Below are 21,166 nucleotides of genomic sequence, written 5' to 3' on the forward strand. Positions count from 1 at the left end.
TTCATTACGCGGCGTCGTCCGTCAGCGCTGTTCGAGACCTCCCTCGACGACGCTGGCGAACGCGACGTTCGGCCGGACACGCTCGATCTCCACCGTCGGTCGATCCCCCGGCTGGACGCCCGGGACGATGACCACGTAGCCGCGATCGACCTTCGCGATCCCGTCGCCCTGATCGCCGATCGACTCGACCGAGACCTCGCGAATCTCTCCCTCCTCGACCGGTGGGCCCGGATCCGTGGCGGTGCTACGCGATCCAGCGGATGGGTCCGAAGCGGGTTCCGAGCGCGTATCGGCCGGATCGCCGGCCCGTTGATCCGACGGTTCCGCCGTCAATCCACCCATCGTTGACCCCCCATCGAGGATCGCAACGCGATACGTCTCGCCGGGAACGAGGACCCCGTTTTCGACCTCGTTCATGGGTACATCGACGGTAAAGCCGTCTTCGTCCTCCTCGACGGTGGCGGTAAAGACGGTACGGAGCGAGTCCGGAATATCGACCATTGGATGCATCTAGATTGTGCGCAATCGACTTAGTTCCGCTGGCGCCGACACGGTGTGGGGCCGGGGAGCCAGCGACTACTCGGCCGTCTCCGGGCTCGGTTTGGGGGCGCCGTCACCACACGCGGTTTCGAAGCGTCATCACCGCACGCGGTTCCGAAGGTCATCCTCGCCCGCGGAAAGCCGGTCGACGTTTTCGGCGAGGATATCGGTCACCCGGTCGAAATACGCCGGCGTGTGCCCGGCGTTATGTGGGGTGATCGTGACGTTCGTGAGCCCCCACAGTGGGTGATCCTCCGGAAGCGGCTCTGGATCGGTCACGTCGAGTGCGGCGCTGCGAATACGGTTGCTGCGGAGCGCGGAGACGAGCGCGTCGGTATCGACGACCCCCCCGCGGGCGATGTTGATCAACACGGCATCCGGACGCATCGTCAACAACGCGTCGCCGTCGACGAGCCCCGCCGTCGCCTCGGTGAGCGGACAGGCGAGCACGACGAACTCGGCGTCGATGATCGCCTCGTGGAACTCCTCGAAGCCGTACACCTCGTCCGTCGGTCCGCCCTTTTCGGGCGAGTATCGAACCCCGACGGTGTGGACGTCGAACGGGTCGAGCCGGTCGACGATCGCCTCCCCGATCGCACCCAGACCGGCGATGACGACGGTGGAGCCCTGCAGCTCCGTGGTCGGAAAGCTTCGCCACTCCCGTCGGTCCTGCTGGCGCTGTGCCCGATAGAACTCCCGGGCGTGGCCGATCATCGCGCCGATCACGTACTCGGCGATGTTCGGCCCGTGGACGCCCGAGGCGTTGGTGAGGGCGACCCCGTGTTTCTCGAAGGCGTCAAGCGGGAGGTGGCCGGTCCCGGCGTAGACGCAGGCGAAGAGTTCGAGGTTCTCGGCGTCCGCCAACGCCGCCTCATCGATGGAGAACCCGACCGCGATCCGTGCGGTTTCGAGCAGCTCACGCTCCTCGGCGGGCGTCCTCGCGAACGCTACGTCCAACTCCGGAAGCCGCTCGCGGATCGTCTCCGCGAGATCCGGCGCGGAGAGCCCGTGTATCTTCTGTCGTAACACGACGACGTCTGTCTCGACCATGGCTGTGGATCGATCGGCCGCCTCAAAAGCGTCCGCGTCCCGGCGGTTCTGTCTGGACGGGCGGTGAAGTCGCAGGGTGGACTGACGACAGACGCATACGAACGGCATCACCGGGTCGGACGAAAAATCACCGTGACTGTCGCTGTTCCACCTTGTTCAACTCGATCAAAAGCCGGAAGACCGCCTTCACGAGGTTGGCGTCGAGATCGAACCGCTCGGCGTTCTCACCGGCCCGATCCATCACGCGCTCCTCTTGGCCCTCATCGGTGGTCGGGAGATCCCGTTCGTTTTTGACCGCGGCGACGGTGTCGGCGACGTACGTTCGACGGGCGATCAGTTCGACGATGTCGCGGTCGATCTCCTGGATCTCCGCGCGCAGTTCGTCGAGCGTCATCTCCTCGGGGTTGGGTTGGTCAGTGCTCATGGTGTATCGGTCTGTGTGTTCGTCTCGGTGGCGGGCCCATCGATGACTCGCGCCCCATCGTTCCGCGTCGCCGTCCGCCGAAGCGTTCCGGGACGCTCGCTCCAGCGGTCGGCGACGGCGTCGAGGTCGTGGTCGGGGTTTTCGGGCTCGGCGACGGCGACGACGCTCGGCCCGGTCCCGGACAGCGAGACGCCAGCGACGTCGGGCATCGCCTCGACGGCCGGGTCCGGATCGAAACCGAGCGCGGCCGAGAACGCCAGGCCGTTCACCGACATCGCCTCGACGTAGCGGCCGGTAGCGGCGAGGTCGGCGACGAGGTCGGCCATCCGCGCGACGGCCGAACACCGGTCCACGTCGGCATCGGCGCTGTAGGCGCGCTCGGGCGGCGTCCAAACGAGCACGTCCCACTCGACCGGCTCGCGCGAGCGGAGTTCGTCGTTCGTGTTGTCGGTGAGACAGATCCCGCCGAGCATCGAGGCGCTCGCGTCGTCGAACGCGCCGGTGACGGTGACTCCCGCCTCGCGGGCAGCGCGGACGCCGAGACGACATGCGTCGATACGGGTGACGTCGACCGCCGGATCACCAGCGTCGTCGCCGACGGTCAAACCGAGTGCGGCACAGGTCGCGAGCACGGTCGCGTTGGCGGCGGCGCTCGAACTCTTGAGGCCGGCGGCGAGCGGCACGTCGCTTTCGGTTTCGACCGTGCCACCCTCGCCGTCGCCCCACCGCTCGGTCGCGAGTGCGACGCAGCGCTCGATGAGCGTCGTGTCCGCGTCCGGGGCCCCAGCGATAGTCCCTTCGACGCCGTTCGTCGCCGCGTTCGGGTCGAGTTCGACCCGAGCGCGCGTCTCGACGTCGATGCCGAACGCGGCGCCGGTGCCCGTCGCCAGCGCGTTCAACACGGTTCCCGCGCCGAGCGCGGCGGCCCGTCCCTCCATACACGCACGCCGTTAAGCGACCTCAAAGAGTTGGCGGTCCCGGCCGAGCGTGCCGCCCGCACGAAGGTCAGTCGTGGGCCGGTCCCGGCTCACCCGTCGCTCGGCTCCGCGTGACGAACGGCAGCGTCAACGTCGTACCAGTTCGGGTCCGCACGCATCGCGCCGTCCCGGCTTCGAATATCGACCTCGACGGAGACGGTTTCGTCCCCATCGGAGAACCGATCCCCGGGCCCAAAGCGCGCCCTGCGGTATTCGAATCCGACCGGCTCCCGTGACGGATCGTTCGGACGCGTCTTGTACGCGTCGACGCGGAACTCGAGGATCCCGTACTCGAACCGGCCGGTGTTTTCAACCTCGAGCTCCGCCGTGATGATCGTCCGAGTGTTGCATTCGGTCACGTCCGTCACCGTCGCCTCCGTGACGGTCACCCCGGCGTCCTCGGGATCGACCCGATCCGGGGTTGGCTCTCCATCGTCGTCATCGCCGTCATCGCCGTCATCGTCACCATCGTCGCCATCGTCGTCATCGTCGCCATCGTCGCCATCGTCGTCATCCGCCCCGTTCGCGTCGGTTCCGTCGTCATCATCTCCGTTCCCCCCAGTGTCGTCCGATGGATCGTCGGGCTCCCCGGGAGCGGGTTCCGGTTCCTCGAAACAGCCCGCGAGCGCGATCGGGATCGCCAGCGCGGTCAGCCGCCGGCGACTCAGCCGTGTCGACGCCGAATACACCGGCTTCGGGGTTTCGGAAGTCGCTTCGATCCCGTTCTCGTCATCCATTTCTGTCACATCCATACGGTCTTTTCCCGTCATCCGACCCACGCTCCGAGCATGCCGGTCATTCCACCGACGACGCCGGATCCCACCGTCGTCGCCGCGAGGGCGCCGAGCGCGTCCGAAAAGCCGTACGCCTGGTCGGCCGCCGCACCTTGGGATCCGACGACGAGCCCGATCACGATCAGGCCGTAGCCGAGCGCGCCGACGCCCGAGCCGACCCCACAGGTCGACGCCGCCTCCCGAGCATCGTACGCCCGGGAGCCGACGAGCATGCCGAGGACGCCGGCGACGAGCGGTGCCCCGACGAGCGCCGCCGCGGTGACGGAGAGGTACAACTGGGCGACGAAGATCGGCCCAAATCGTTCGGCGTCCCCGGTCGCTTCGGCCGCGAAGGCGGTCTCAACCCAGCCGGTCGTGACGACCCCGACGAGGCCGACGCCGGCGCCGATGATCGCGAAGCACGTCACGAGGAGGCCGGTCTCTGCGACTCGCATCAGGTCACCACCCATCCATCGGCGAGCGGTCCCTGCCAGCCGGCGCGTTCCTCCCACGCATCCCCGGAGAATCCGGTGGGCAAAAGGAATTCGCCCGCGCGAACGACGTAGCCGTACTGGACACCGGCGTGCTCGTCGAACGCGTACCGTTCCCCCTGCGCCTCGTGATGGTAGATCCGATGCCAGTGTGTCGCCGCGTCGGGACCTTCGGTTCGACTGACGCCCGGATCGATCGGCTCATCGTCCTCGGTACGGGCGTCGACGGCGATCGCATCGAGGTGATCGGCGGCGGTCTCCGCGTCCGGATAGCGTTGAACGTAGACGGGAACTCCATCGAGATCCTCCGGCCAGCCCTCGAACACCTCGTCCGGGTCCTCATCCGGCTGCGGTCGCTCGGCAAAGACGACGAAGAGTTCGGCGGTCCGGTCCCCGGGTCTGACCACCGGCCCGAATCGAGCCCGGATCTCCTCGCGCCGGTCGCCGCCTATCGGGCTGCCATAGATCCGGGGTCGCTGCTCGCGTGAGAACTCGTCGTCGTACGGTAAGCCGACGTATGTGGTAAGCCCCTCGCTCGCGACTGCCAGCTCGATGAGCGTCCCTTCGCGAACCTCCCGTCGGTCGTCACTGTCCACCGGCAGCGGGTACAGCATGCGGTTGAGGAGCCGATTGTGTATCGGATCGCGGGAGAACTGTTCGTCGACATAGGCGTCCGTGGCCATCCCACCGAACGTCCGTCGCATCCGATCGATCTCCTCGAGGAAGCGGTCGACGTCGTCGCGTCTCGCGAACTCCTTGAGGACCGTCACGTGTCGCTCGGTTCGTTGTTCGATCCGCCCTCGGGGTCCGAAGTGTGGTTCGAGCGCGTCGCCCGCGGTCTCGGCGGCGGCCATGCCGACGGCCTCGAGTCCCTCCGCCTGTTCGACGTCGACCGCCTCGTCCTCCTCGACGGCCTCACGTACGGCATCGATCTCGGAGACGACACCACCCACCGCCTCGAGATAGGTCTCGACGGCCTCCGGGTACTCCGTCGCGAACCAGAGGGCGTCGTCGACGACACGGCGGGTCGCCTCCGCGAGCGCCTCGTTGTCCCGACCGTCGTCCGCGGACGCGTCGATCGCTTCGTCGTTCTCCGGCGCGTCGACCGCATCGACTGCGGCGTCGCCGGCATACTCGTCCGGATAGCGTACCCCTTCCGCGCCGAGACAGCCGGCGAGTCCGGCGACGAGTCCGGCACCGAGCACCGCACGCCGGGTCCGTTTCATACCCCCTTTCCACGGTGGCGACGTATAAATATAGCCACGCGATTATCGTGACCGAATATTCGACGGGGGCGACGTCGGTGCATCGCCCGGGGGTTTCCACCGGGCGGAGCGGGTCCCTTTTGAACGACGACGACGGACGTACCGACATGTCCACGCACGCACATGGCGACGTCCCACCCACGTCGATCGGTATCGAACTCCGCGAGGAGGGCGTCGTCGTCGAGTACCTCGACGGGCGAACGACGCTGTATCGGGGCGTGCCCGAAGCGGTCGAGGGATCCTTTATCACCGGACCCGGCAAGGAGACCCATGTGCTCGTCACCGACCCGACGGAGACGGAGGGCGTGATGACCTACGTGAACGACTACAAGACGGACGACGAGATCCTTCGCGACTCCGGCGTCGGACGGGTCATTCTTGAAGACGGCGAACGCGAGGAGGTGTTCCCGGGGGTCATCGTCGGCCGAAAGGGACAGCGCAACGAGGTCGTCGCCGACCCGGAGGTCGCCGGCGGACGCGTGTTCGTCTTCGTCGAGGACGAGTGGCAGGAGGCGAGCTACGAGCTCCTTGCCCCGCCGGAGGACGGTCTCGACGCGTACCGATGAGCTTCCACAAGCCGTGGCGCGACCTCGATCGGGGAACCGTTCGGAGCGCACCGGACCGCTACGCGTGCTATGAACTCGGCGACGCCGACGGCAACACGGTCGGGTTCGGCACCGGCGTCCTCCGCGATGAGCTGAAGGAGACGCTCGCGTACGGCGATGCCGCGAAGGTCCGCTGGGAGCTCGCCACCTCCCCCGAGCACGCCGAGCGGATCCTGGAGGAGCACGTCGAGGGGTAGTCGGTTCTCATTCACCCTGTTCGTCGTCATCGACGAGCGAGGAGAGGACGAGCCGTTTCATCCCCCGCCTGAGGAGCCCGCTCGCCGCGGGCTGAGAGATGTCCAGGTCGGCCGCGACGTCCCCAAGCGTCGCATCGCGCGGCTCCTCGAAGTAGCCCGTCTCGAGCGCGACGAGAAGCGCCTGTCGCTGTGCGTCGGTCACTCCCGCGTCCGCTCGCTCCAAACTGGCATACTGGTTCACACGCAACAGCTCGATCCCGACGTCGTTCCGTTCCGCGTACTCCCAGAGCGAGCTCAGTCGCTGTCGCTCGGGCATCCAAACCGTCAACACCCACCCGTTTCCGTCGTTTTTCATATCGAGGATGACGCCGTTCGCGGCCGAGATGATCGGCGAGATGACCTTCGCCTCGTCGGTGTACTCGAAGCTGTAGATCGCCCGCCCGTCGCCCGGTTCGATCACCCGTTCGAACTCGCCGACGGTGTGATCCAGCCGCAGTCCGTCCTCGAATCGATCGAAATCGTCCGACTGGATGCGATAGAAGAATTTTCCGGACGTCGGGTCGGTCCCCGCCTCCAACACCGAGGTGACCGTCGCGCTGCCGTCATGCGTGACCGTCTTCGTGAGGACGATGTCGGGATGTTCGATACGGATGGCGGCTTTAATATCGCTCATGGATGGTCGGGTGTCGGGTGATGACGGTGGATTCGTGGATCCGCTGGCGTTGTGAGGCGCTGTCGGTTCGACGTCGATCCGATGGTCGTACACCGGATTAACTCGGTCGGTGCCGGCTCCGTGGACTCCCCCGGGTGCGTACCGAGGGTCGACTCTTACTGGGCGTCCCCGTCGCCGGCGTGGCGCTCGGGTCGATCGCGGGCGCTGGGATTGGCCGACGCCCTGAACGGCACCTTCGCCATCGTCGCCTGGACGGGTTCACCGGCCACCTCGGCGAACGCGTCGGGGAGGTGCACGTCGAACGCGAGGTCGACGTCCGTTTTATATATCGAGTCGTCGAGGGGCACGTCGGTCGCGGCCTGAAGCGTCTCCGCCGGCACGAATCCGAGGCCGATGTTGGTCTCGAGCTCCGGGCTCCATCCCGCCGACGTCAGGTAGCCGCACTCCTCGCCCGTCTCGGGGTCCGAGATGAGCCAGTAGTCGGAAGGCCAGCCCGTGATCGGCTCGCCGCCCAGTTTCAGCCCGACCAGCTTGTGTGTAAACGGGAACCCGCCGTCCTCGATGACCGCACGCTGCCGTTCCAGCGCGGCCTTGCCGATGTACTCTCTGCCGCCGTCATCGGGAACGTGATAGCCGAGGTTGACCTGGAACGGCGACGTCTCGTGATCCATGTCCTGGCCCAGAGAGAGGATGCCGGCGGCGATCCGTCGGCGTCCGTTCACCGGCGTCGCGGCGCCGCCGTGAGCTTTGACCGTCTCAAGCACCGGGTTCCAGACGGCCTCCGCGTTCGCGGTCGCCTCGCGGACGTAGATCTCGAAGCCCGCCTCGCCGGAGAACCCCGTTCGGCTCACCAACACCGGGGCGCCGCCGATGGTCGCCTCCAACAGCCCGTAGTACGGTACGTCCTCGACCGCGTCGCCGATGAGCGACTCGATCACGGATGCCGATTTCGGCCCCTGCACCTGCATCGGCGAGACGTCGATCTCGTCGATCTCGACCGCGAAGTCGTGGCCGTCGGTGACCCCCCGCAGCCACAACAGCAGGTCGGAGTCGGCGATGGAGAACCAGAACTCGTCCGTGTCGGGTCGTAACAGGACGAAGTCGTTGAGGATGCCCCCGTCGTGATCACAGCAGATGGCGTACTTTCCGGACATCGGCTCGATGTCGGTCGCATCGCGCGTGATGACGTAATCGACGAACGCCTCGGCGTCGGGGCCTTTCACACGGATCTGTCGTTCGACGGCGACGTCCCACAACGCGACGTGGTTGACCAGCAGGTCGTATTCCGCCGCCGCGCCCCCGTCTTCGGGGTTGATGTAGGCACGCGGGTGGTACATGTGGTTGTACATCGTCGCCTGATGACAGCCCTCCTCGACGGAGAGGTGCCAGAACGGCGATTTGCGTCCTCGCGTGGAGATCACGAGGTCGATGTCCGCATCGCCCGTCTGTCTGAGGTTTCGCGGTACGCTGCGGTCGGACTGGTCGATGCTCGGATGGTTCGGATGGCGCCCGGATCCCGTCATCGTCGGGTTATCCGCGGGTCTCGCCGTCCCGGTCGAAAAGCGATACCCAGAGTCGTTCGAGACGGCGGGTGCCGAACGGCGGAGTACCGCTCGCAGGGGCGTAGAACTTCGGTTCGGCGTCACGGTTTCGACCGACGGCGTCGTTTCGCTGGTGCATACACAAACATAGCCGATGGAGCCACATCGCTCTCGGTGTTAACCGAATAACCCACTTATATACGACCGAGGCCGGACCCGCCTCGGCTCGGTCCGAATATGAACGTGGATCACTGGAGATAGTCGGGCCCGTCGCCATCACAGGACCCCTCGTGTGTCTCCGCCTCCTCCCGGTCGGCGAAGAGTAGTTCACACACCTCACAGGCGTACCAGGTCATCCCGTCCCGTTTCGTCGACGTGACCATGCGTAGTGGTACCATGTCAGGGGTAAAACCGTTGTCGCCGCCACACGCTTCCGACGCCGACCGTCCCGAGCCCCCTCGACGCCGACCGTCCCGAGCACCACCGGTCGGCCCCGACGCATCGGGCAAGCGTAAAGGGTGACGCGCCGCTATCGGATATATGAACGATACCCCTGGCGTCCGGCTCACGGTTCGTGCGGCCGAAAAGCGGGACGCGGGACGCGGTATCGCCCGGCTCCCCGAATCCGCCCGACGGCGACTCGGCCTCCTCAGCGGTGACACCGTCCGGATCGAAGGCGATCGCACGACGGTTGCGAAGGTGTGGCCCGGCGGGCCCGACGCCCATGACGGCTCCATACTCATCGACGCCGACACCCGCGCGAACGCCGGCGTGAAAGTCGGCGACACCGTACACGTCGTCCCCATCGACGTCGCGGACGCCCAGCGGGTCACCTTCGCCGCACCGGCGCGGCTCGCGACCGTCGACGTCAGCCGCGAGGCGGTCGAGCGGGCGCTCGCCCGTGACCTCCGTGACCGGCCGATCACGCGCGGCGAGGCGGTCCACGTCGAGCGGCTCGGCGGGCTCCGCTTCGTCGTCGCCGGCTGTGAGCCGTCCGGCACGGTTCGGATCGTCGATAGAACCAATGTGCGTGTCAGCTACCGCGAGGACGACTCGGACGCGACGTCGAGTTCGGGGTCAAGCTCGTCGACGTCGGACGCCTCCGGGAGCAGGTCGTCGGGACGAGGGTCGTCCGAAGCCGCGGGGGGTGACTCCGGAACCGGAGCTGGGACCGGAACCGATGGTGCCGCAGGGTCGCGATCGGGGAGCCGACGTGGCTCCGGCCGCTCCTCGCCCGTCGGTTCGGGTCCCGACGACGTGGAGCCACCGGCGGAACACACCGCGGGGGCGACCTACGAGGACATCGGCGGGCTCGATGAGGAGTTGGAGTTGGTCCGTGAGACGATCGAGCTGCCGTTGTCGGAGCCGGACGTCTTCACCCGGCTCGGGATCGACCCGCCGAAGGGCGTGCTGTTGTACGGCCCGCCCGGCACGGGCAAGACGCTCATCGCGCGCGCCGTCGCCAACGAGGTGGACGCGACGTTCATCACCATCGACGGCCCCGAGATCATGTCGAAATATAAAGGCGAGAGCGAGGAGCGGCTCCGCGAGCGGTTCCAGCGGGCGAGCGAGCAGGCGCCCGCCATCATCTTCTTCGATGAGATCGACTCGATCGCCGGCAAACGCGACGACGGCGGCGACGTGGAGAACCGCGTCGTCGGCCAGTTGCTCTCGCTCATGGACGGCCTCGACGCCCGCGGCGACGTGATCGTCCTCGGGGCGACCAACCGCGTCGACAGCCTCGATCCGGCGCTCCGGCGCGGCGGCCGGTTCGACCGCGAGATCGAGATCGGCGTCCCCGGCGAGGCCGGACGCCGGCAGATCCTCGACGTCCACACGCGACGGATGCCGCTCGCCGAGGACGTCGACCTCGACCGGATCGCCGCCCGCACCCACGGCTTCGTCGGCGCCGACATCGAGGGGCTCGCACAGGAGGCCGCGATGGTCGCGTTACGACGCGCCCGCGCGAGCGATTCGACCGCCCTCTCGGAAGTGACGGTCGGGAAGGCCGACTTCGAGGCGGCCCACGCCTCGGTCGAGCCGAGCGCCATGCGCGAGTACGTCGCCGAGCAGCCGACGACGGACTTCGACGACGTCGGCGGGCTTGAGGAGGCAAAGGAGAAGCTCGCGCGGGCGGTGACGTGGCCGCTCTCGTACGCGCCGCTGTTTTCGGCCGCCAACGCGGACCCCCCGACGGGCGTGTTATTACACGGCCCGCCGGGGACGGGAAAGACGCTTCTCGCGCGGGCGATCGCCGGCGAGAGCGGGGTCAACTTCATCGAGGTCGCCGGTCCCGAGCTGCTCGACCGCTACGTCGGCGAGTCCGAAAAGGCCGTTCGGGACCTCTTCGATCGGGCCCGTCAGGCGGCACCCGCGATCGTCTTTTTCGACGAGATCGACGCGGTCGCGGCCGACCGCGACGGGGCCGGTGGCGGCGACTCCGGCGTGAGCGAGCGGGTCGTCTCACAGCTGTTGACGGAGCTGGATCGCGCGAGCGACAACCCGAACCTCGTCGTGCTCGCGGCGACGAACCGTCGGATGGCGCTCGATCCCGCCCTGCTCAGGCCGGGACGATTGGAGACGCATGTGGAGGTTCCAGAGCCCGACCGCGACGCGCGCCGGAAGGTGTTCGCGGTCCACACCGAGGGGAAGCCGCTCGTCGACGGGGTCGATCTCGATCGGCTGGCCGACGAGACCGAGGGCTTCTCCGGCGCGGAGATCGCCTCAGTCTGCCGTGAGGCGGCCCTGCAGGCGATAGAACGGGTCGCCGACGAACACGGGGAGGCGGCGAACGACCACGCCGACGAGATCGGGGTTACCGACGACGACTTCAGCGCCGCACTCTCGACAGTGCGGGCCTCACGAGCGTAGACCGGGCCTCACGAGCGCGGATCGGGCGGGCCGCACGAGCGCGGATCGGGCGGGCCGCACGAGCGCGGATCGGGCGAACCGCGCGGACCCAGAACCGCTCACCGCCGGCGCGGGCAACGCCTTTGGTCGGTCCGTACATACCGTCTCCATGGCCGGCGAGGGATCCGGCGTCGATGCCGACGACACCCCGACCGTCCGTGGGCTCGCGAGGAGCGCCGCCGCGGCGATCCGCTCGCGACCACCCCTCGACCTGTTCCTCGTCGCGATCCCGCTGCCGCTGCTTCTCGTCGCGCTCTCGGTGCTCCCCGGCACGGAGACGTGGCGATTCTCGCTCGCCGCCGAGGGCGTCCTCGAAAGTCGAACGACGCTGTGGACCGCCTTCGCCTCCAGTTTCGTCCACACCTCCGGAACCCATCTCATCGACAATGTGGTGAACTACTGGTTGCTCGTCGGGGTCGCATATCCGCTGTCCGTGATCGCGGGGTGGCGACGGCGGCTGCTCTACTCGATGGTGATCTACCTCACCGTCGTTCCGCTCGCCTCCGCGTGGACGACGCTCGCGATCCTCGGCACGGTGACGAACGCCCCGGCGGCCGGGTTCTCGGACGTCAACGGCGCGCTGCTCGGCTACCTCGTCGTCGTCTGGTTCGTCGCGCTGTCGCGTGAGGGTCCGTCGGCTGGTGACGCCGCCACACCGGCAGCCGCCGACGTCGACGCCCGCTGGTCGATCGTCGTCGCCCTCGGAGCCCTCACGGTCGTCTTTCTCGCCCCGGGCGGCGTCTCCTACTTTCCGCCGCTGCCGTCCATCGCCGCCGCATTCGCCATCGCGACGGCCGTCGCTGCCGTCGGCCTCCTCGGCACCGTCGGACGGCCCCGGATCGGCGGACTCGACCTCCCGGCGGCGCGCGAACTGCTCTACGTGACCGCCGGAAGCGTCGCGTTCGCCGGGATCCTCGGGTCGCTCGTCTTCGTGCCGTTCGGGAGCAACGTCTACGCGCACCTCGTCGGGTTCGTCGTCGGGTTCATCGTGCCGTACGTGGCGTTCGTAGTCGTCGGCCGGTCAGCCACGCCGGCGTGAGCGTCCCTGAGGGACCATGCGGTGGTTTGCGGTGGTTTGGGGTGATTTCGACTCGCTTACCCGCGGAACAGCCGGAAGGAGCCCTGGCCGACGACGACCGCCTTCGTTGCGCCATCATCGTCGGTGCTCGTCACCCGCATGTCGCTCACCCCGATGGAGCCACCGGCGCGGACGACGTGCGCCTCCGCGCGGAGGTCGCCGGTCGCGGGCCGCAGGTAGTTCGTGTTGAGATTCACCGTCGCGACGCCGCCGGCGAGCGGATCGTCGAACGTCGTCCGCTGGGCGATCCCGCCCGCGGTGTCGATCAGCGTTGCGGCGACCCCGCCGTGGATGGTGCGACCGTCCTCGTTCGTCAGTTTCTCCGCGAACGGTATGGAGAGGACGATCCGGCCACGTTCGGCGGCGTCAACGCGCGTATTCAGCCAGGAGAGGTAGCCGTGCTCCTCCTCGATCCGCCGCCGGATGAACGAGACCGCGTCCTCCGCGAGCGGCTCGGCGTCGTCCGGGTCGAACTCGTGCATATTCCGGGCTCGCGGGGCGGGGGTTTGTACGCACCGGAACGTCGCGGCGGCTATCGACCGACACCCAGTCGGATCGGGTCCTCGATCGGTCGGATCGTCACCGTCACCGCCTCGCCGACCCCGAAGGCAGCGTCCGGGCAGACCAGTTTGACGCCGATCCGCTCGCGGCGCGACGCGAAAAGCGACAGCCCGACGATCCGCTCCCCGTTCGCACACACCGCCACCGGGTCCCAATCGATCCCTCGTCCCTGCCGGCGACCAACCCGTGTGCCCAACAGCGTGATGCCGCCGGCGTCATCCCCCTGTGTGACGCCGCCGTCCTCCACAGCCTTCGCCCCGGCGCGAGGAAACGTGCCGCCAGCCGCATAGTGGGTGAGTCCGCCGTCGAGCGGAATGCCCTCGTCGCTCGCCAGCGCGGCGAACCGGTCCGCCGTTTCATGCGGTCGTCGCGGGGTATCGAGCACGACGTGTGCCGGGCCGCGCTCGACGACCGTCCCCCGCCCGCTCCAGGCCACCGGTTCCACGTCGACGTCGATGTCGACCGGAAGGGAGCCGCTCGCTCGAAGGGGATTCTGCCCCGGCGGCCGAAAGCCGAGATGCACGTGATCGGCGACCCACCGGCCGAAAAAGCCCGAGCGCGTGGTCGGTCCGAGGTCGTCGCCGACGCCGACGCGGTCGCCCGGCTCGACCGCCGGGACGACGTGGAGCACGCGGGCGGTCGTGCCGGGTTCCGCACCCACGGTCGCACAGTAGTCCGCCGCGAGGTCGATGACGATCACGTGGTCGGTGTCGGCGGCGTACGGCCGGTTCGGACAGCCGACCGTATGGGTCTCCAGAACGGTTCCGGCCACCGGTGAGATCCCCCGCCCATCGCCCGGATAGAGGTCGATGGCCCGGGCGTCGTCGTGTTCCGGGTAAGGGGAGTTGAACCGCGAGAACCGCCGGTAGCGGTGAAGAATTCCGCGCGGGAGCGTGACCGTGGCCGTCACGTCCGGTCCATGCCTGCGTGGCCGCCGGTTCCCTCGGTCTTCGACACCGCATCGCCGTTTCCCTCGGTTCCCGACACGGAACCGGTGGCAGCTTCCGCGTCGGTCCCTTCAACGTCCGGTTCCTCCCCAACAGTCGGTTCCCCCCGGGGTCCCTCGGCGTCGGCCCCCGTGTCAGCTCCCGCGTCGGCATCCCCGTCCGTGTCGGCGAGGGCGATCGCATCGATGCAGAATCGGGCGCCGCCCGCCTCTCCCTCCTCGGCAACGATCGACCAGCCGTGTGCCTCGACGATGTCGCCGACGATGGCGAGCCCGAGCCCCGTGCCCCCGCCGAGCGAAACGCCGCGATCGAACACCCGCGTCCGTTCGTCATCCGGGATGCCGGGCCCGTCGTCCTCGATAGCGATCCGGGCGGTGGTATCGCCACGCTCGATTCGGACCTGAACCGAGACGTCCTCGCCGCCGTGTTCGACCGCGTTTCGGAACAGGTTCGCGAGGAGCTGTGCGAGCCGGTCGGGGTCCGCCTGAATCGTCGCATCCCCGTCGATCGAGAGGGTCGCCTCCGCGGTCTCCAGCCGCGACCAGACGGTTCGGACGGTCGCATCCACGGAGACCGCATCGAGCGAGTCAACCGCCTCCCCCGCGGTCGCGAGCGAGAGCAACCCGTCGATCAGGTCGTCCATCTGCGCGTGGGCCTCGGCCGCCCGTTCCAGCGCCATCTCCCGCTCATCTGGCACGTGTCTCGCGAGTTCGACCGCGGCCGTGGCGGCCGCAAGCGGGTTTCGAAGGTCGTGGCTGACCACCCCCGCGAAGTCCTCCAGCCGCTCGTTCTGCCGTTCGAGCTGTTCCTCGCGTCGCTCGAGTTCCTCCTGGCGGCGCTCACGCGCCGTCACGTCACGGAGCAGGAAGACGTGTCCCCGATCGGCACCGCGTGGGTCGCGGATCGGATCCTCCTGCACGTCGAAGTAGCGCCCGTCGATCTCGATCGGTTGCCCCCGGTCGGAGTCGAGCAGGGGGAGCAGCGTGGAGAGGGTCAAGTCGGCCGCGTCGTGCGGAAGCAACCGCTCGGCGGCGGGATTGAGGTCGCGAATTCGGCCGTCCGAGCCGGCGACGATGACCGGGTCCTGCATCACCTCGACGGCGGTGTCGCGCGCGGCGATCGTCGCATCGAGGGTCCCGAGCCAGAACACGGTTCCGTAGAGGAAGACCCCGTGAAGCACGAACGCGACCGGCGTCCAATCGAGGAAGCCGAAGCTTCCGACGTCGAAGACGGTAGCGACCCCGGCGACGAGCGGAAACGTCGCGCCGAGCAGCAGCAGAAACGTCTGGAGCCGGTATCGATTGCCGATCCGATGATAGACGTCGAGGGCGACCAGCACGCCGACGAGATACAGCGCGTACGCGTAGAGGAGAAACGCGACACCGGCGGGACCGATCCCGAGTTCCAAGAGCGTGAACGGGCCGTCCTGGACGGCCTCGAAGGACCGCCGAGCGAGTCCGTGGGTTCGGCTCGACCACGCGAGCAGCACCCAGATCACCGCCGGTGCCGCGAGCGCGACGATCCAGCGTTCGGTTCGCCAGCGGTCGTAGCCGCCGTACGCGAACGCGAAGCTGACCCAGAGGATCGGGAGGGCGGCCACGAGCGGCGTGGCGAGCTGGAGGGCGATCGCCATCACGTCGGCGGAGGAGGCGGCGATCCGCACGGCATAGAGGAGGGAGACCCCGGCGGCGGCCGCGAGATAGAACGCGACCTCGATCCCGCCCGGCTCGTCGCGTTCGAGCCACGCGTCCCGCGCGAGCCAGAGGGCCACGACGCCCACGACCACGCAGACGAACAGGTAGACCCTGACGGGTAACGCGGCGAGGTCGCTCATCGATACCGAATGGACACTCACGACGGGCAAAACGTTTGCGTCGGACGCCCGTGTCACGACCGTCGTCGGTCCTCGTGAACGGTTCACGCGGCGACGTACAAGGGACATACAACCGTCCACAAGAGCCTTCATCCTCGGCGACTTCGCCGCTTCCATGGAGATCCTCCGCGGCCGGGGGGAGTCGCCGACTGCCGATCGGGAGGTCACCGCGGCGCTGCTCGACCGCGCGGCCGACGCCGGCATCACCACGATCCGCGTCTGGCGGCCCCACCGGCACCTCGCGTTCGGTCGGCGGGACGCCGCGGCGGCCGCATACGATCACGCCCGGCGGATCGCCCGTGATCATGGGTACCCGCCGATCGAACGTCAGGTCGGTGGGCGGGCGGTCGCATACACCGGGTCGATGCTCGCGTTCGGGGTCGCGCTGCCCACGGAGAACGGCCGCCGTGGGATCGACGAACGATACACGACCGCGACCCGAATACTCCGTCGGGCTCTCCGCGAGACCGGCGCATGCGTCGAGGCCGGGGAACCCGACGCCTCCTTCTGTCCGGGTGCCCACTCGCTGCGGGTGCCCGCCGGCGGAAAGGTGGCCGGCATCGCCCAGCGCGTCCGCCGCGATGCGGTGCTCGTCGCCGGGTGTGTGATCGTCACGGAGGCGGACGCGGCGGCCGTCGGAGCCGTCCTCGATCCCGTCTACCGCGCGCTCGACGTCGCCTTCGATCCCGACGCGGTCGGCAGCGTCGAAGCCGCCGGCGGCCCGGTCGCGATCGGCCCCGTCGCCCGCGAAATCGAGGATAGGTTTATAAACAGCGACTGGGGAAACGGAACGCGACGTGTCCGGTCGGTGGAGTGAGTCCGATACGGACGGGTTCGACAACGATTCCTACAGGAAGTACATAAATAACCGGCGACCACGCCGACAAACACTATTTAAAAACAGACGACTACGCTCACGGCAGCTATTTAAATAACGGACAACCACCTCCATAGAGGTTATATAAACAACCGACGATCGCCGACCCCGGACGCTTGACCGTCGATCCAGCTCTATGACCGTCCATCCCGCCTCACGACCGGCCATCCCGCTTTCGACGTGCTTTTTATTCGCGGGTGACTCGGTTCGTCCATGGCCGAATTCAAGATCGTCGTCGCCGACCCCGAGACCGGCGAGACGTTCCAGCGAGAGGTCGACGGACAGGACGCGAACCGATTCCTCGGACGGGAGATCGGCGACGAGGTCGACGGCGACCCCGTCGGGCTCGCCGGCTTCACCCTCGAGATCACGGGCGGCTCCGACGAGACGGGCCGACCGATGCGCACGGACGTCTCCGGGACGCGCCTGAAGGAGCTCCTCCTGGATGGCGGCGTCGGCTTCAAGCCGAGCCGCGGCGGCGAGCGCAAACGGATCACCGTCCGCGGGCGCGAGATCGCCGACGACGTCGCGCAGGTGAACGTCTCGGTCGTCGACGGCGACGGCAGCGTGGCCGACGCCCTCGGCGAGGGCGACGCGGACGAGGAGTAAGGACCCGTTTTCGATGCCGCGCGTTCCCTCCGACGACGAGCACCTCGCTTCCGTTCGCGTCACCCTCGCCCGCAGCGGGGGCACCCGGCGGCTCTGCGTCCGGCTGCCCGGTCCCGAAATCCCCGAGAACCGCCTCGAAAGCGGCGACCTCGACCGCCTCGACGTCGACCCCGACGACCTCGTTCGGGTGACGTTCGACGGCGAGGAGCGCCACGCACGGATCGAGGCCGACTCGCGGGGACGGCTCATCCGCGGCGCGTTCGACCACCGCGGGCTGGCCCGGTCGCCCGGCGACGGGACGGACCGGCTCGCGGCGTGGCTCGATCGACACGGCCGGGAGGCGGGCGACCCGCTCGTGCTCGACGTGCTCGTCCCCGGCGAGTCCTACGGGCTCCGACTCCCCGGCGAGCGGGTCGTCTACGACGTTCACCGCGGACCGCGTCAGTCGCTTTCGGACATCGCGGAGGGGCTCGACGGCTGATCGGCTCGACGGTCGATCGGCGCAACCCGATCCCGCCGAGCGCCAAGCGGGCACCTTATTCTCCCACGCCTCATATCCCGGGTCATGCAACAGGTCGACGCGGACCTCTCGACGCTCGACCGGGCGATCATCAACGCGTTCCAGGGCGGGTTTCCCGTTACCCCCAACCCGTTCGAGCCGGCGGCGGCCGCGCTCCGCGAACGCGGCGTGGACGTGACCGGCCCGGAGCTGTGTGATCGGATCCGTACGCTGGACGAGGAGGGCATCCTCTCGCGGTTCGGGGCGCTCGTCAACGCCGAGGAGATCGGCGGGGCCGCCTCGCTCGTGGCCATGCACGCGCCCGAAGAGCGATTTGAGGAGGTCGTCGAGACGGTGAACGGGTTCCGGGAGGTCGCACACAACTACGAGCGGGAACACCCCCATCTCAACGTCTGGTTCGTGGTGAGCGTCGCCGATCACCCCGACCCCGACAAGGACGGCGACGACCGCGTGGAGGAGGTCCTCGCCGAGATCGAGGCCGCGACCGGCCAGGAGACGTACAACCTCCCGAAACAACAGGAGTTCCACGTCGGCGCGAAGTTCCTCGTCGACGGCCCGATCCCCGAGGGCGACGTCGATCTCTCGGATCTCGGCCCCGCCGTCGAGCCGTCCGGCCGATCGACGCTCACGCCGGAGGAACGCGATCTCGTCGTCGAGATACAGGGCGGACTCCCGATCACCGAGACGCCGTATGCGGACGTCGCGGCCGCCATCGACGCCGACGTCGAGTGGGTGGTAGAGACGATCAAGCGGTTCAACGTGGAGGGGAAGGTCCGGCGGGTCGGCGTCATCCCGAACCACTACGCGCTCGGCTACACGGAGAACGGGATGACCGTCTGGGACGTCCCCGAGGAGGTCCTCCCGGAGGTCGGCCCCGCGGTCGCATCGCTCGAGTTCGTCACCCACTGTTATGAGCGCCCGCGACACGCGGGCGTCTGGGAGTACAACTTCTTCGCGATGACCCATGGGCGGACGGAGGCCGAAAGCGAACGGCGCGTCCAGCAGGTCAAAGAGACGATGAACGAGTACTGGGACGTCAACGAGGACGACTGGGACACGCTGTTTTCGACACGGATCCTGAAAAAGACCGGAATCAGGATGGCCGAACGCGCCGAGAGCAACACCGTCTGACCGCCCGATCGACCCGCGATCACCCGTCCAGCAGAAACCTACCCATGATCCCGCTCTATCACGATTTCGTCGACGAGACGGTGCTTATCTTCGGCGGCGGCAGCGTCGGCGCGCGGAAGGCCCGTCGGTTCGCCGCCGAGGCCCGCGTCGTCGTCGTGAGCCCGACGTTCGACGAGTCGCTGATCGAGTTATCGAGGGAGGGATCCGCCGGCAACAGTGATGCCGACATCGCGGACAGCCTCACGCTCGTCCGCGCGGCACCCGAGGCGGGCGCTATCGACGGATGGATCGATCGGGTGTCGCCGGCGTTGGTCGTGGCGGCCACCGACGACCCCACGATCAACGACGCGATCGAGGCGGTCACCGAACGGGAAGGGGTGCTTATCAATCGCACCGACGTGTCCGGCGGTCGACGGCCCGGGAGCGTCGTGGTTCCCGGTACCGTCGAGGATGGACCCATCAGCGTGGCCATCTCGACGGGCGGCACCAGCCCGGCGCTCACGCGAGTCCTTCGCGAGCGGATCGGCACGGAGATCGACGGGGCCGGGGAGATGGCGGCGCTCTCGGGATCGATCCGAACGGAGCTACAGGAGCGGTCGATCGATCCCGACGAGCGACGGGCCGCCGTCCGCGCCGTCGTGCGGTCGGATCGGGTTTGGAAGGCTTTACAAGAGGGGAGATCCAAGGGCCGAAAAGAGGCAGAAAAGGTGATCGAGGAGGTGTTACACGGGTGAACGAACCGGGCGCGATAACGGGCGTGAGCGTCGACCATACGCGTGCGTCCGTCGACGAGATCGACCTCGCGGGCGAGGATGGCGTTCGGGCAACCGTCTCCGATCTCCTCGCGCGAAAAGGCGTCGAGGAGGCGTTCGCGATCCAGACCTGTAACCGCTCGGCGGCGTTCGTCGTGACCGACCGCCACGCGAGCGCGACGGCGGCGCTACGGTCGTTCGCCCCCGACGTTCGCGACGGCGCGATCCGGCGTTTCGGCCACGAGGAGAGCCTGGAACACCTGATGCGTGTCGCGTCCGGGCTTGACTCGCTCGTCCTCGGCGAGGACCAGATCATCGGGCAGGTCCGCGAGGCCTACGAGGAGTCCCGCTCGGCGGGCGGGATCGGTCCGGTGTTGGAGGACGCGGTGACGAAGGCGATCCACGTCGGCGAACGCGCCCGCAACGAGACGTCGATCAACGAGGGGATCGTCTCGCTCGGTTCGGCGGCCGTCGAGTTGGCCACGGCGGAGACGGACCTCGACGGCGCACGGAGCGTCGTCGTGGGGGCCGGTGAGATGGGAACGCTCGCGGCCCGTGCGCTCGATGAGACGCCGGTCTCGGAGATCATCGTCGCCAACCGGACGATCCCGCACGCCACGTTCGTTGCGGAGGAGTTGGAGACCGAAAGCGACGCGATCCCCCTCGTCGACCTTCCCCGTGTGATCCCGGATGTGGACCTCGTCATCGCCGCCACGGGAAGCCCGGATCCGGTGATCGGCGCGGAGTCGGTTCCCCCGGTCGGCGAACTCGTCTGTGTCGATATCGCCAGACCGCGGGACGTCGACCCCGCGCTCGGTGAACGGCCCGATGTGTCGCTTTTCGACATCGACGCGCTCGAACAGGTCACCCGGAAAACCCGCGAGCGGCGCGAGGACGGGGCACGGGCGGTGGAGACGATCATCGACGAGGAGCTCGACCGGCTCCTCGATGCATATAAACGCAAGCGTGCCGACGACGCCATCTCGGCGATGTACACGTCCGCGGACCGAGTAAAAGCGACCGAGGTCGACGCCGCGCTCTCGAAGCTTGAGGCGCAGGGCGGGCTCACGGACGACCAGCGTGAGACCGTCGAGGCCATGGCGAACGCCCTCGTCGGGCAGCTCCTCGCCGCGCCCACGAAGTCGCTCCGCGACGCCGCCGGCGAGGACGACTGGGAGACGATCCGCACGGCGCTGGAGCTTTTCGACCCCGAGTTCGACGCACCGCCGGGGACCCCTGGAGACGCCCGTGAGTCGGATGGGTCCCAAGATCACGCCGCCACCGCCGAGCGCTCAGACGACTGACCCCGCGTGCGGGTCGATCCAGCGACCCCCGACCGCACGACGCATCGTTTTTACCCCGGCGGGTTGCT

24 protein-coding genes are annotated in these 21,166 nt (G+C 68.2%); 10 read left to right on the forward strand and 14 right to left on the reverse strand.

Annotated elements, in window-relative coordinates; translation table 11 throughout:
- Positions 1 to 21 precede the first annotated feature (21 nt).
- The 7 genes from CHB65_RS01690 to CHB65_RS01720 form a co-directional block, all read right to left on the reverse strand.
- Entirely contained in the window at positions 22 to 501 is a 480-nt protein-coding gene (locus CHB65_RS01690; protein ID WP_089383305.1) for a TRAM domain-containing protein, read from the reverse strand.
- Positions 502 to 639: 138 nt separating this feature from the next.
- Positions 640 to 1,590 carry a D-2-hydroxyacid dehydrogenase gene (locus CHB65_RS01695; protein ID WP_089383306.1) on the reverse strand — a complete coding sequence of 317 codons (951 nt, stop codon included), beginning with the start codon at positions 1,588 to 1,590 and terminating at the stop codon, positions 640 to 642.
- Positions 1,591 to 1,717: 127 nt separating this feature from the next.
- A complete protein-coding gene (locus tag CHB65_RS01700) occupies positions 1,718 to 2,014 on the reverse strand; it encodes a chorismate mutase (protein WP_089383307.1) in 297 nt (98 codons plus the stop codon).
- Positions 2,011 to 2,952, reverse strand: a complete 942-nt coding sequence (locus tag CHB65_RS01705) for a shikimate kinase (protein ID WP_089383308.1) — start codon at positions 2,950 to 2,952, stop codon at positions 2,011 to 2,013. The genes CHB65_RS01700 and CHB65_RS01705 overlap by 4 nt, the downstream gene beginning before the upstream one ends.
- 89 nt (positions 2,953 to 3,041) lie before the next feature.
- Positions 3,042 to 3,743, reverse strand: a complete 702-nt coding sequence (locus tag CHB65_RS01710; protein ID WP_143420334.1) for a hypothetical protein — start codon at positions 3,741 to 3,743, stop codon at positions 3,042 to 3,044.
- A gap of 14 nt (positions 3,744 to 3,757) precedes the next feature.
- A complete protein-coding gene (locus CHB65_RS01715; RefSeq protein ID WP_089383461.1) occupies positions 3,758 to 4,219 on the reverse strand; it encodes a hypothetical protein in 462 nt (153 codons plus the stop codon).
- Positions 4,219 to 5,481: a hypothetical protein gene (locus CHB65_RS01720; protein ID WP_089383310.1), complete on the reverse strand. Its 1,263-nt coding sequence runs from the start codon at positions 5,479 to 5,481 to the stop codon at positions 4,219 to 4,221. The genes CHB65_RS01715 and CHB65_RS01720 overlap by 1 nt, the downstream gene beginning before the upstream one ends.
- A gap of 146 nt (positions 5,482 to 5,627) precedes the next feature.
- On the opposite strand from CHB65_RS01720, the gene CHB65_RS01725 reads away from it, so the two are divergent.
- Positions 5,628 to 6,086: a DUF5796 family protein gene (locus tag CHB65_RS01725; protein ID WP_089383462.1), complete on the forward strand. Its 459-nt coding sequence runs from the start codon at positions 5,628 to 5,630 to the stop codon at positions 6,084 to 6,086.
- On the forward strand, positions 6,083 to 6,322 hold the full coding sequence (locus CHB65_RS01730) for a DUF7508 domain-containing protein (protein WP_089383311.1): 240 nt from the start codon (positions 6,083 to 6,085) through the stop codon (positions 6,320 to 6,322). Before CHB65_RS01725 ends, CHB65_RS01730 begins: the two co-directional genes overlap by 4 nt.
- Before the next feature lie 7 nt (positions 6,323 to 6,329).
- Here the strand turns inward: CHB65_RS01730 and CHB65_RS01735 are convergent, their stop codons facing one another.
- The 4 genes from CHB65_RS01735 to CHB65_RS17860 form a co-directional block, all read right to left on the reverse strand.
- Positions 6,330 to 6,995: a helix-turn-helix domain-containing protein gene (locus CHB65_RS01735; protein WP_089383463.1), complete on the reverse strand. Its 666-nt coding sequence runs from the start codon at positions 6,993 to 6,995 to the stop codon at positions 6,330 to 6,332.
- A 155-nt stretch (positions 6,996 to 7,150) separates the two neighbouring features.
- Entirely contained in the window at positions 7,151 to 8,518 is a 1,368-nt protein-coding gene (locus CHB65_RS01740; RefSeq protein ID WP_179213554.1) for a glycine cleavage T C-terminal barrel domain-containing protein, read from the reverse strand.
- Positions 8,519 to 8,525: 7 nt separating this feature from the next.
- Complete coding sequence (locus CHB65_RS17235; RefSeq protein ID WP_179213555.1) at positions 8,526 to 8,675, reverse strand: hypothetical protein; 150 nt, start codon at positions 8,673 to 8,675, stop codon at positions 8,526 to 8,528.
- A gap of 109 nt (positions 8,676 to 8,784) precedes the next feature.
- Positions 8,785 to 8,919: a DUF7128 family protein gene (locus CHB65_RS17860; protein WP_281251543.1), complete on the reverse strand. Its 135-nt coding sequence runs from the start codon at positions 8,917 to 8,919 to the stop codon at positions 8,785 to 8,787.
- A 157-nt stretch (positions 8,920 to 9,076) separates the two neighbouring features.
- On the opposite strand from CHB65_RS17860, the gene CHB65_RS01745 reads away from it, so the two are divergent.
- Both CHB65_RS01745 and CHB65_RS01750 read left to right on the forward strand, forming a co-directional pair.
- On the forward strand, positions 9,077 to 11,407 hold the full coding sequence (locus CHB65_RS01745) for an AAA family ATPase (protein WP_089383312.1): 2,331 nt from the start codon (positions 9,077 to 9,079) through the stop codon (positions 11,405 to 11,407).
- A 148-nt stretch (positions 11,408 to 11,555) separates the two neighbouring features.
- Entirely contained in the window at positions 11,556 to 12,485 is a 930-nt protein-coding gene (locus CHB65_RS01750; protein ID WP_089383313.1) for a hypothetical protein, read from the forward strand.
- A gap of 56 nt (positions 12,486 to 12,541) precedes the next feature.
- On the opposite strand, the gene CHB65_RS01755 is transcribed toward CHB65_RS01750, so the two are convergent.
- Genes CHB65_RS01755 through CHB65_RS01765 form a run of 3 tightly spaced genes read right to left on the reverse strand, consistent with a single transcriptional unit; the run spans position 12,542 to position 15,866 of the window.
- Complete coding sequence (locus CHB65_RS01755) at positions 12,542 to 13,006, reverse strand: PaaI family thioesterase (protein WP_089383314.1); 465 nt, start codon at positions 13,004 to 13,006, stop codon at positions 12,542 to 12,544.
- A gap of 50 nt (positions 13,007 to 13,056) precedes the next feature.
- Positions 13,057 to 13,995 carry a hypothetical protein gene (locus CHB65_RS01760; RefSeq protein WP_089383315.1) on the reverse strand — a complete coding sequence of 313 codons (939 nt, stop codon included), beginning with the start codon at positions 13,993 to 13,995 and terminating at the stop codon, positions 13,057 to 13,059.
- On the reverse strand, positions 13,992 to 15,866 hold the full coding sequence (locus CHB65_RS01765; protein WP_089383316.1) for a sensor histidine kinase: 1,875 nt from the start codon (positions 15,864 to 15,866) through the stop codon (positions 13,992 to 13,994). Before CHB65_RS01765 ends, CHB65_RS01760 begins: the two co-directional genes overlap by 4 nt.
- Positions 15,867 to 16,020: 154 nt before the next feature.
- Between CHB65_RS01765 and CHB65_RS01770 the strand changes: the two genes are divergently transcribed.
- From CHB65_RS01770 to hemA, 6 genes are all read left to right on the forward strand, one after another.
- The gene (locus tag CHB65_RS01770) at positions 16,021 to 16,722 is read left to right on the forward strand and encodes a lipoyl protein ligase domain-containing protein (RefSeq protein WP_089383317.1); all 702 of its coding nucleotides are present in this window, start codon (positions 16,021 to 16,023) and stop codon (positions 16,720 to 16,722) included.
- Positions 16,723 to 16,995: 273 nt separating this feature from the next.
- Complete coding sequence (locus CHB65_RS01775; RefSeq protein ID WP_089383318.1) at positions 16,996 to 17,391, forward strand: 30S ribosomal protein S6e; 396 nt, start codon at positions 16,996 to 16,998, stop codon at positions 17,389 to 17,391.
- Positions 17,392 to 17,404: 13 nt separating this feature from the next.
- Positions 17,405 to 17,872, forward strand: coding sequence for a DUF7112 family protein (locus CHB65_RS01780; protein WP_089383319.1), 468 nt, complete (start codon positions 17,405 to 17,407; stop codon positions 17,870 to 17,872).
- 84 nt (positions 17,873 to 17,956) lie between these two features.
- Positions 17,957 to 19,042, forward strand: a complete 1,086-nt coding sequence (gene ahbB / locus CHB65_RS01785) for a siroheme decarboxylase subunit beta (RefSeq protein ID WP_089383320.1) — start codon at positions 17,957 to 17,959, stop codon at positions 19,040 to 19,042.
- 44 nt (positions 19,043 to 19,086) lie between these two features.
- Positions 19,087 to 19,776: a precorrin-2 dehydrogenase/sirohydrochlorin ferrochelatase family protein gene (locus tag CHB65_RS01790; RefSeq protein WP_089383321.1), complete on the forward strand. Its 690-nt coding sequence runs from the start codon at positions 19,087 to 19,089 to the stop codon at positions 19,774 to 19,776.
- Complete coding sequence (gene hemA / locus CHB65_RS01795) at positions 19,773 to 21,098, forward strand: glutamyl-tRNA reductase (protein ID WP_089383322.1); 1,326 nt, start codon at positions 19,773 to 19,775, stop codon at positions 21,096 to 21,098. The genes CHB65_RS01790 and hemA overlap by 4 nt, the downstream gene beginning before the upstream one ends.
- Positions 21,099 to 21,166 lie beyond the last annotated feature (68 nt).

It is taken from the genome of Halorubrum vacuolatum (assembly GCF_900188065.1).
In the GTDB taxonomy this organism is placed as follows: domain Archaea; phylum Halobacteriota; class Halobacteria; order Halobacteriales; family Haloferacaceae; genus Halorubrum; species Halorubrum vacuolatum.

What these genes read in the sequence shown, in the direction of transcription:
- CHB65_RS01690 (WP_089383305.1), bottom strand. Translation starts at nt 501, where the DNA reads ATGGTCGATATTCCGGACTCGCTCCGTACCGTCTTTACCGCCACCGTC.
- CHB65_RS01695 (WP_089383306.1), bottom strand. Translation starts at nt 1,590, where the DNA reads ATGGTCGAGACAGACGTCGTCGTGTTACGACAGAAGATACACGGGCTC.
- CHB65_RS01700 (WP_089383307.1), bottom strand. Translation starts at nt 2,014, where the DNA reads ATGAGCACTGACCAACCCAACCCCGAGGAGATGACGCTCGACGAACTG.
- CHB65_RS01705 (WP_089383308.1), bottom strand. Translation starts at nt 2,952, where the DNA reads ATGGAGGGACGGGCCGCCGCGCTCGGCGCGGGAACCGTGTTGAACGCG.
- CHB65_RS01710 (WP_143420334.1), bottom strand. Translation starts at nt 3,743, where the DNA reads ATGGATGTGACAGAAATGGATGACGAGAACGGGATCGAAGCGACTTCC.
- CHB65_RS01715 (WP_089383461.1), bottom strand. Translation starts at nt 4,219, where the DNA reads ATGCGAGTCGCAGAGACCGGCCTCCTCGTGACGTGCTTCGCGATCATC.
- CHB65_RS01720 (WP_089383310.1), bottom strand. Translation starts at nt 5,481, where the DNA reads ATGAAACGGACCCGGCGTGCGGTGCTCGGTGCCGGACTCGTCGCCGGA.
- CHB65_RS01725 (WP_089383462.1), top strand. Translation starts at nt 5,628, where the DNA reads ATGTCCACGCACGCACATGGCGACGTCCCACCCACGTCGATCGGTATC.
- CHB65_RS01730 (WP_089383311.1), top strand. Translation starts at nt 6,083, where the DNA reads ATGAGCTTCCACAAGCCGTGGCGCGACCTCGATCGGGGAACCGTTCGG.
- CHB65_RS01735 (WP_089383463.1), bottom strand. Translation starts at nt 6,995, where the DNA reads ATGAGCGATATTAAAGCCGCCATCCGTATCGAACATCCCGACATCGTC.
- CHB65_RS01740 (WP_179213554.1), bottom strand. Translation starts at nt 8,518, where the DNA reads ATGACGGGATCCGGGCGCCATCCGAACCATCCGAGCATCGACCAGTCC.
- CHB65_RS17235 (WP_179213555.1), bottom strand. Translation starts at nt 8,675, where the DNA reads ATGCACCAGCGAAACGACGCCGTCGGTCGAAACCGTGACGCCGAACCG.
- CHB65_RS17860 (WP_281251543.1), bottom strand. Translation starts at nt 8,919, where the DNA reads ATGGTCACGTCGACGAAACGGGACGGGATGACCTGGTACGCCTGTGAG.
- CHB65_RS01745 (WP_089383312.1), top strand. Translation starts at nt 9,077, where the DNA reads ATGAACGATACCCCTGGCGTCCGGCTCACGGTTCGTGCGGCCGAAAAG.
- CHB65_RS01750 (WP_089383313.1), top strand. Translation starts at nt 11,556, where the DNA reads ATGGCCGGCGAGGGATCCGGCGTCGATGCCGACGACACCCCGACCGTC.
- CHB65_RS01755 (WP_089383314.1), bottom strand. Translation starts at nt 13,006, where the DNA reads ATGCACGAGTTCGACCCGGACGACGCCGAGCCGCTCGCGGAGGACGCG.
- CHB65_RS01765 (WP_089383316.1), bottom strand. Translation starts at nt 15,866, where the DNA reads ATGAGCGACCTCGCCGCGTTACCCGTCAGGGTCTACCTGTTCGTCTGC.
- CHB65_RS01770 (WP_089383317.1), top strand. Translation starts at nt 16,021, where the DNA reads ATGGAGATCCTCCGCGGCCGGGGGGAGTCGCCGACTGCCGATCGGGAG.
- CHB65_RS01775 (WP_089383318.1), top strand. Translation starts at nt 16,996, where the DNA reads ATGGCCGAATTCAAGATCGTCGTCGCCGACCCCGAGACCGGCGAGACG.
- CHB65_RS01780 (WP_089383319.1), top strand. Translation starts at nt 17,405, where the DNA reads ATGCCGCGCGTTCCCTCCGACGACGAGCACCTCGCTTCCGTTCGCGTC.
- ahbB (WP_089383320.1), top strand. Translation starts at nt 17,957, where the DNA reads ATGCAACAGGTCGACGCGGACCTCTCGACGCTCGACCGGGCGATCATC.
- CHB65_RS01790 (WP_089383321.1), top strand. Translation starts at nt 19,087, where the DNA reads ATGATCCCGCTCTATCACGATTTCGTCGACGAGACGGTGCTTATCTTC.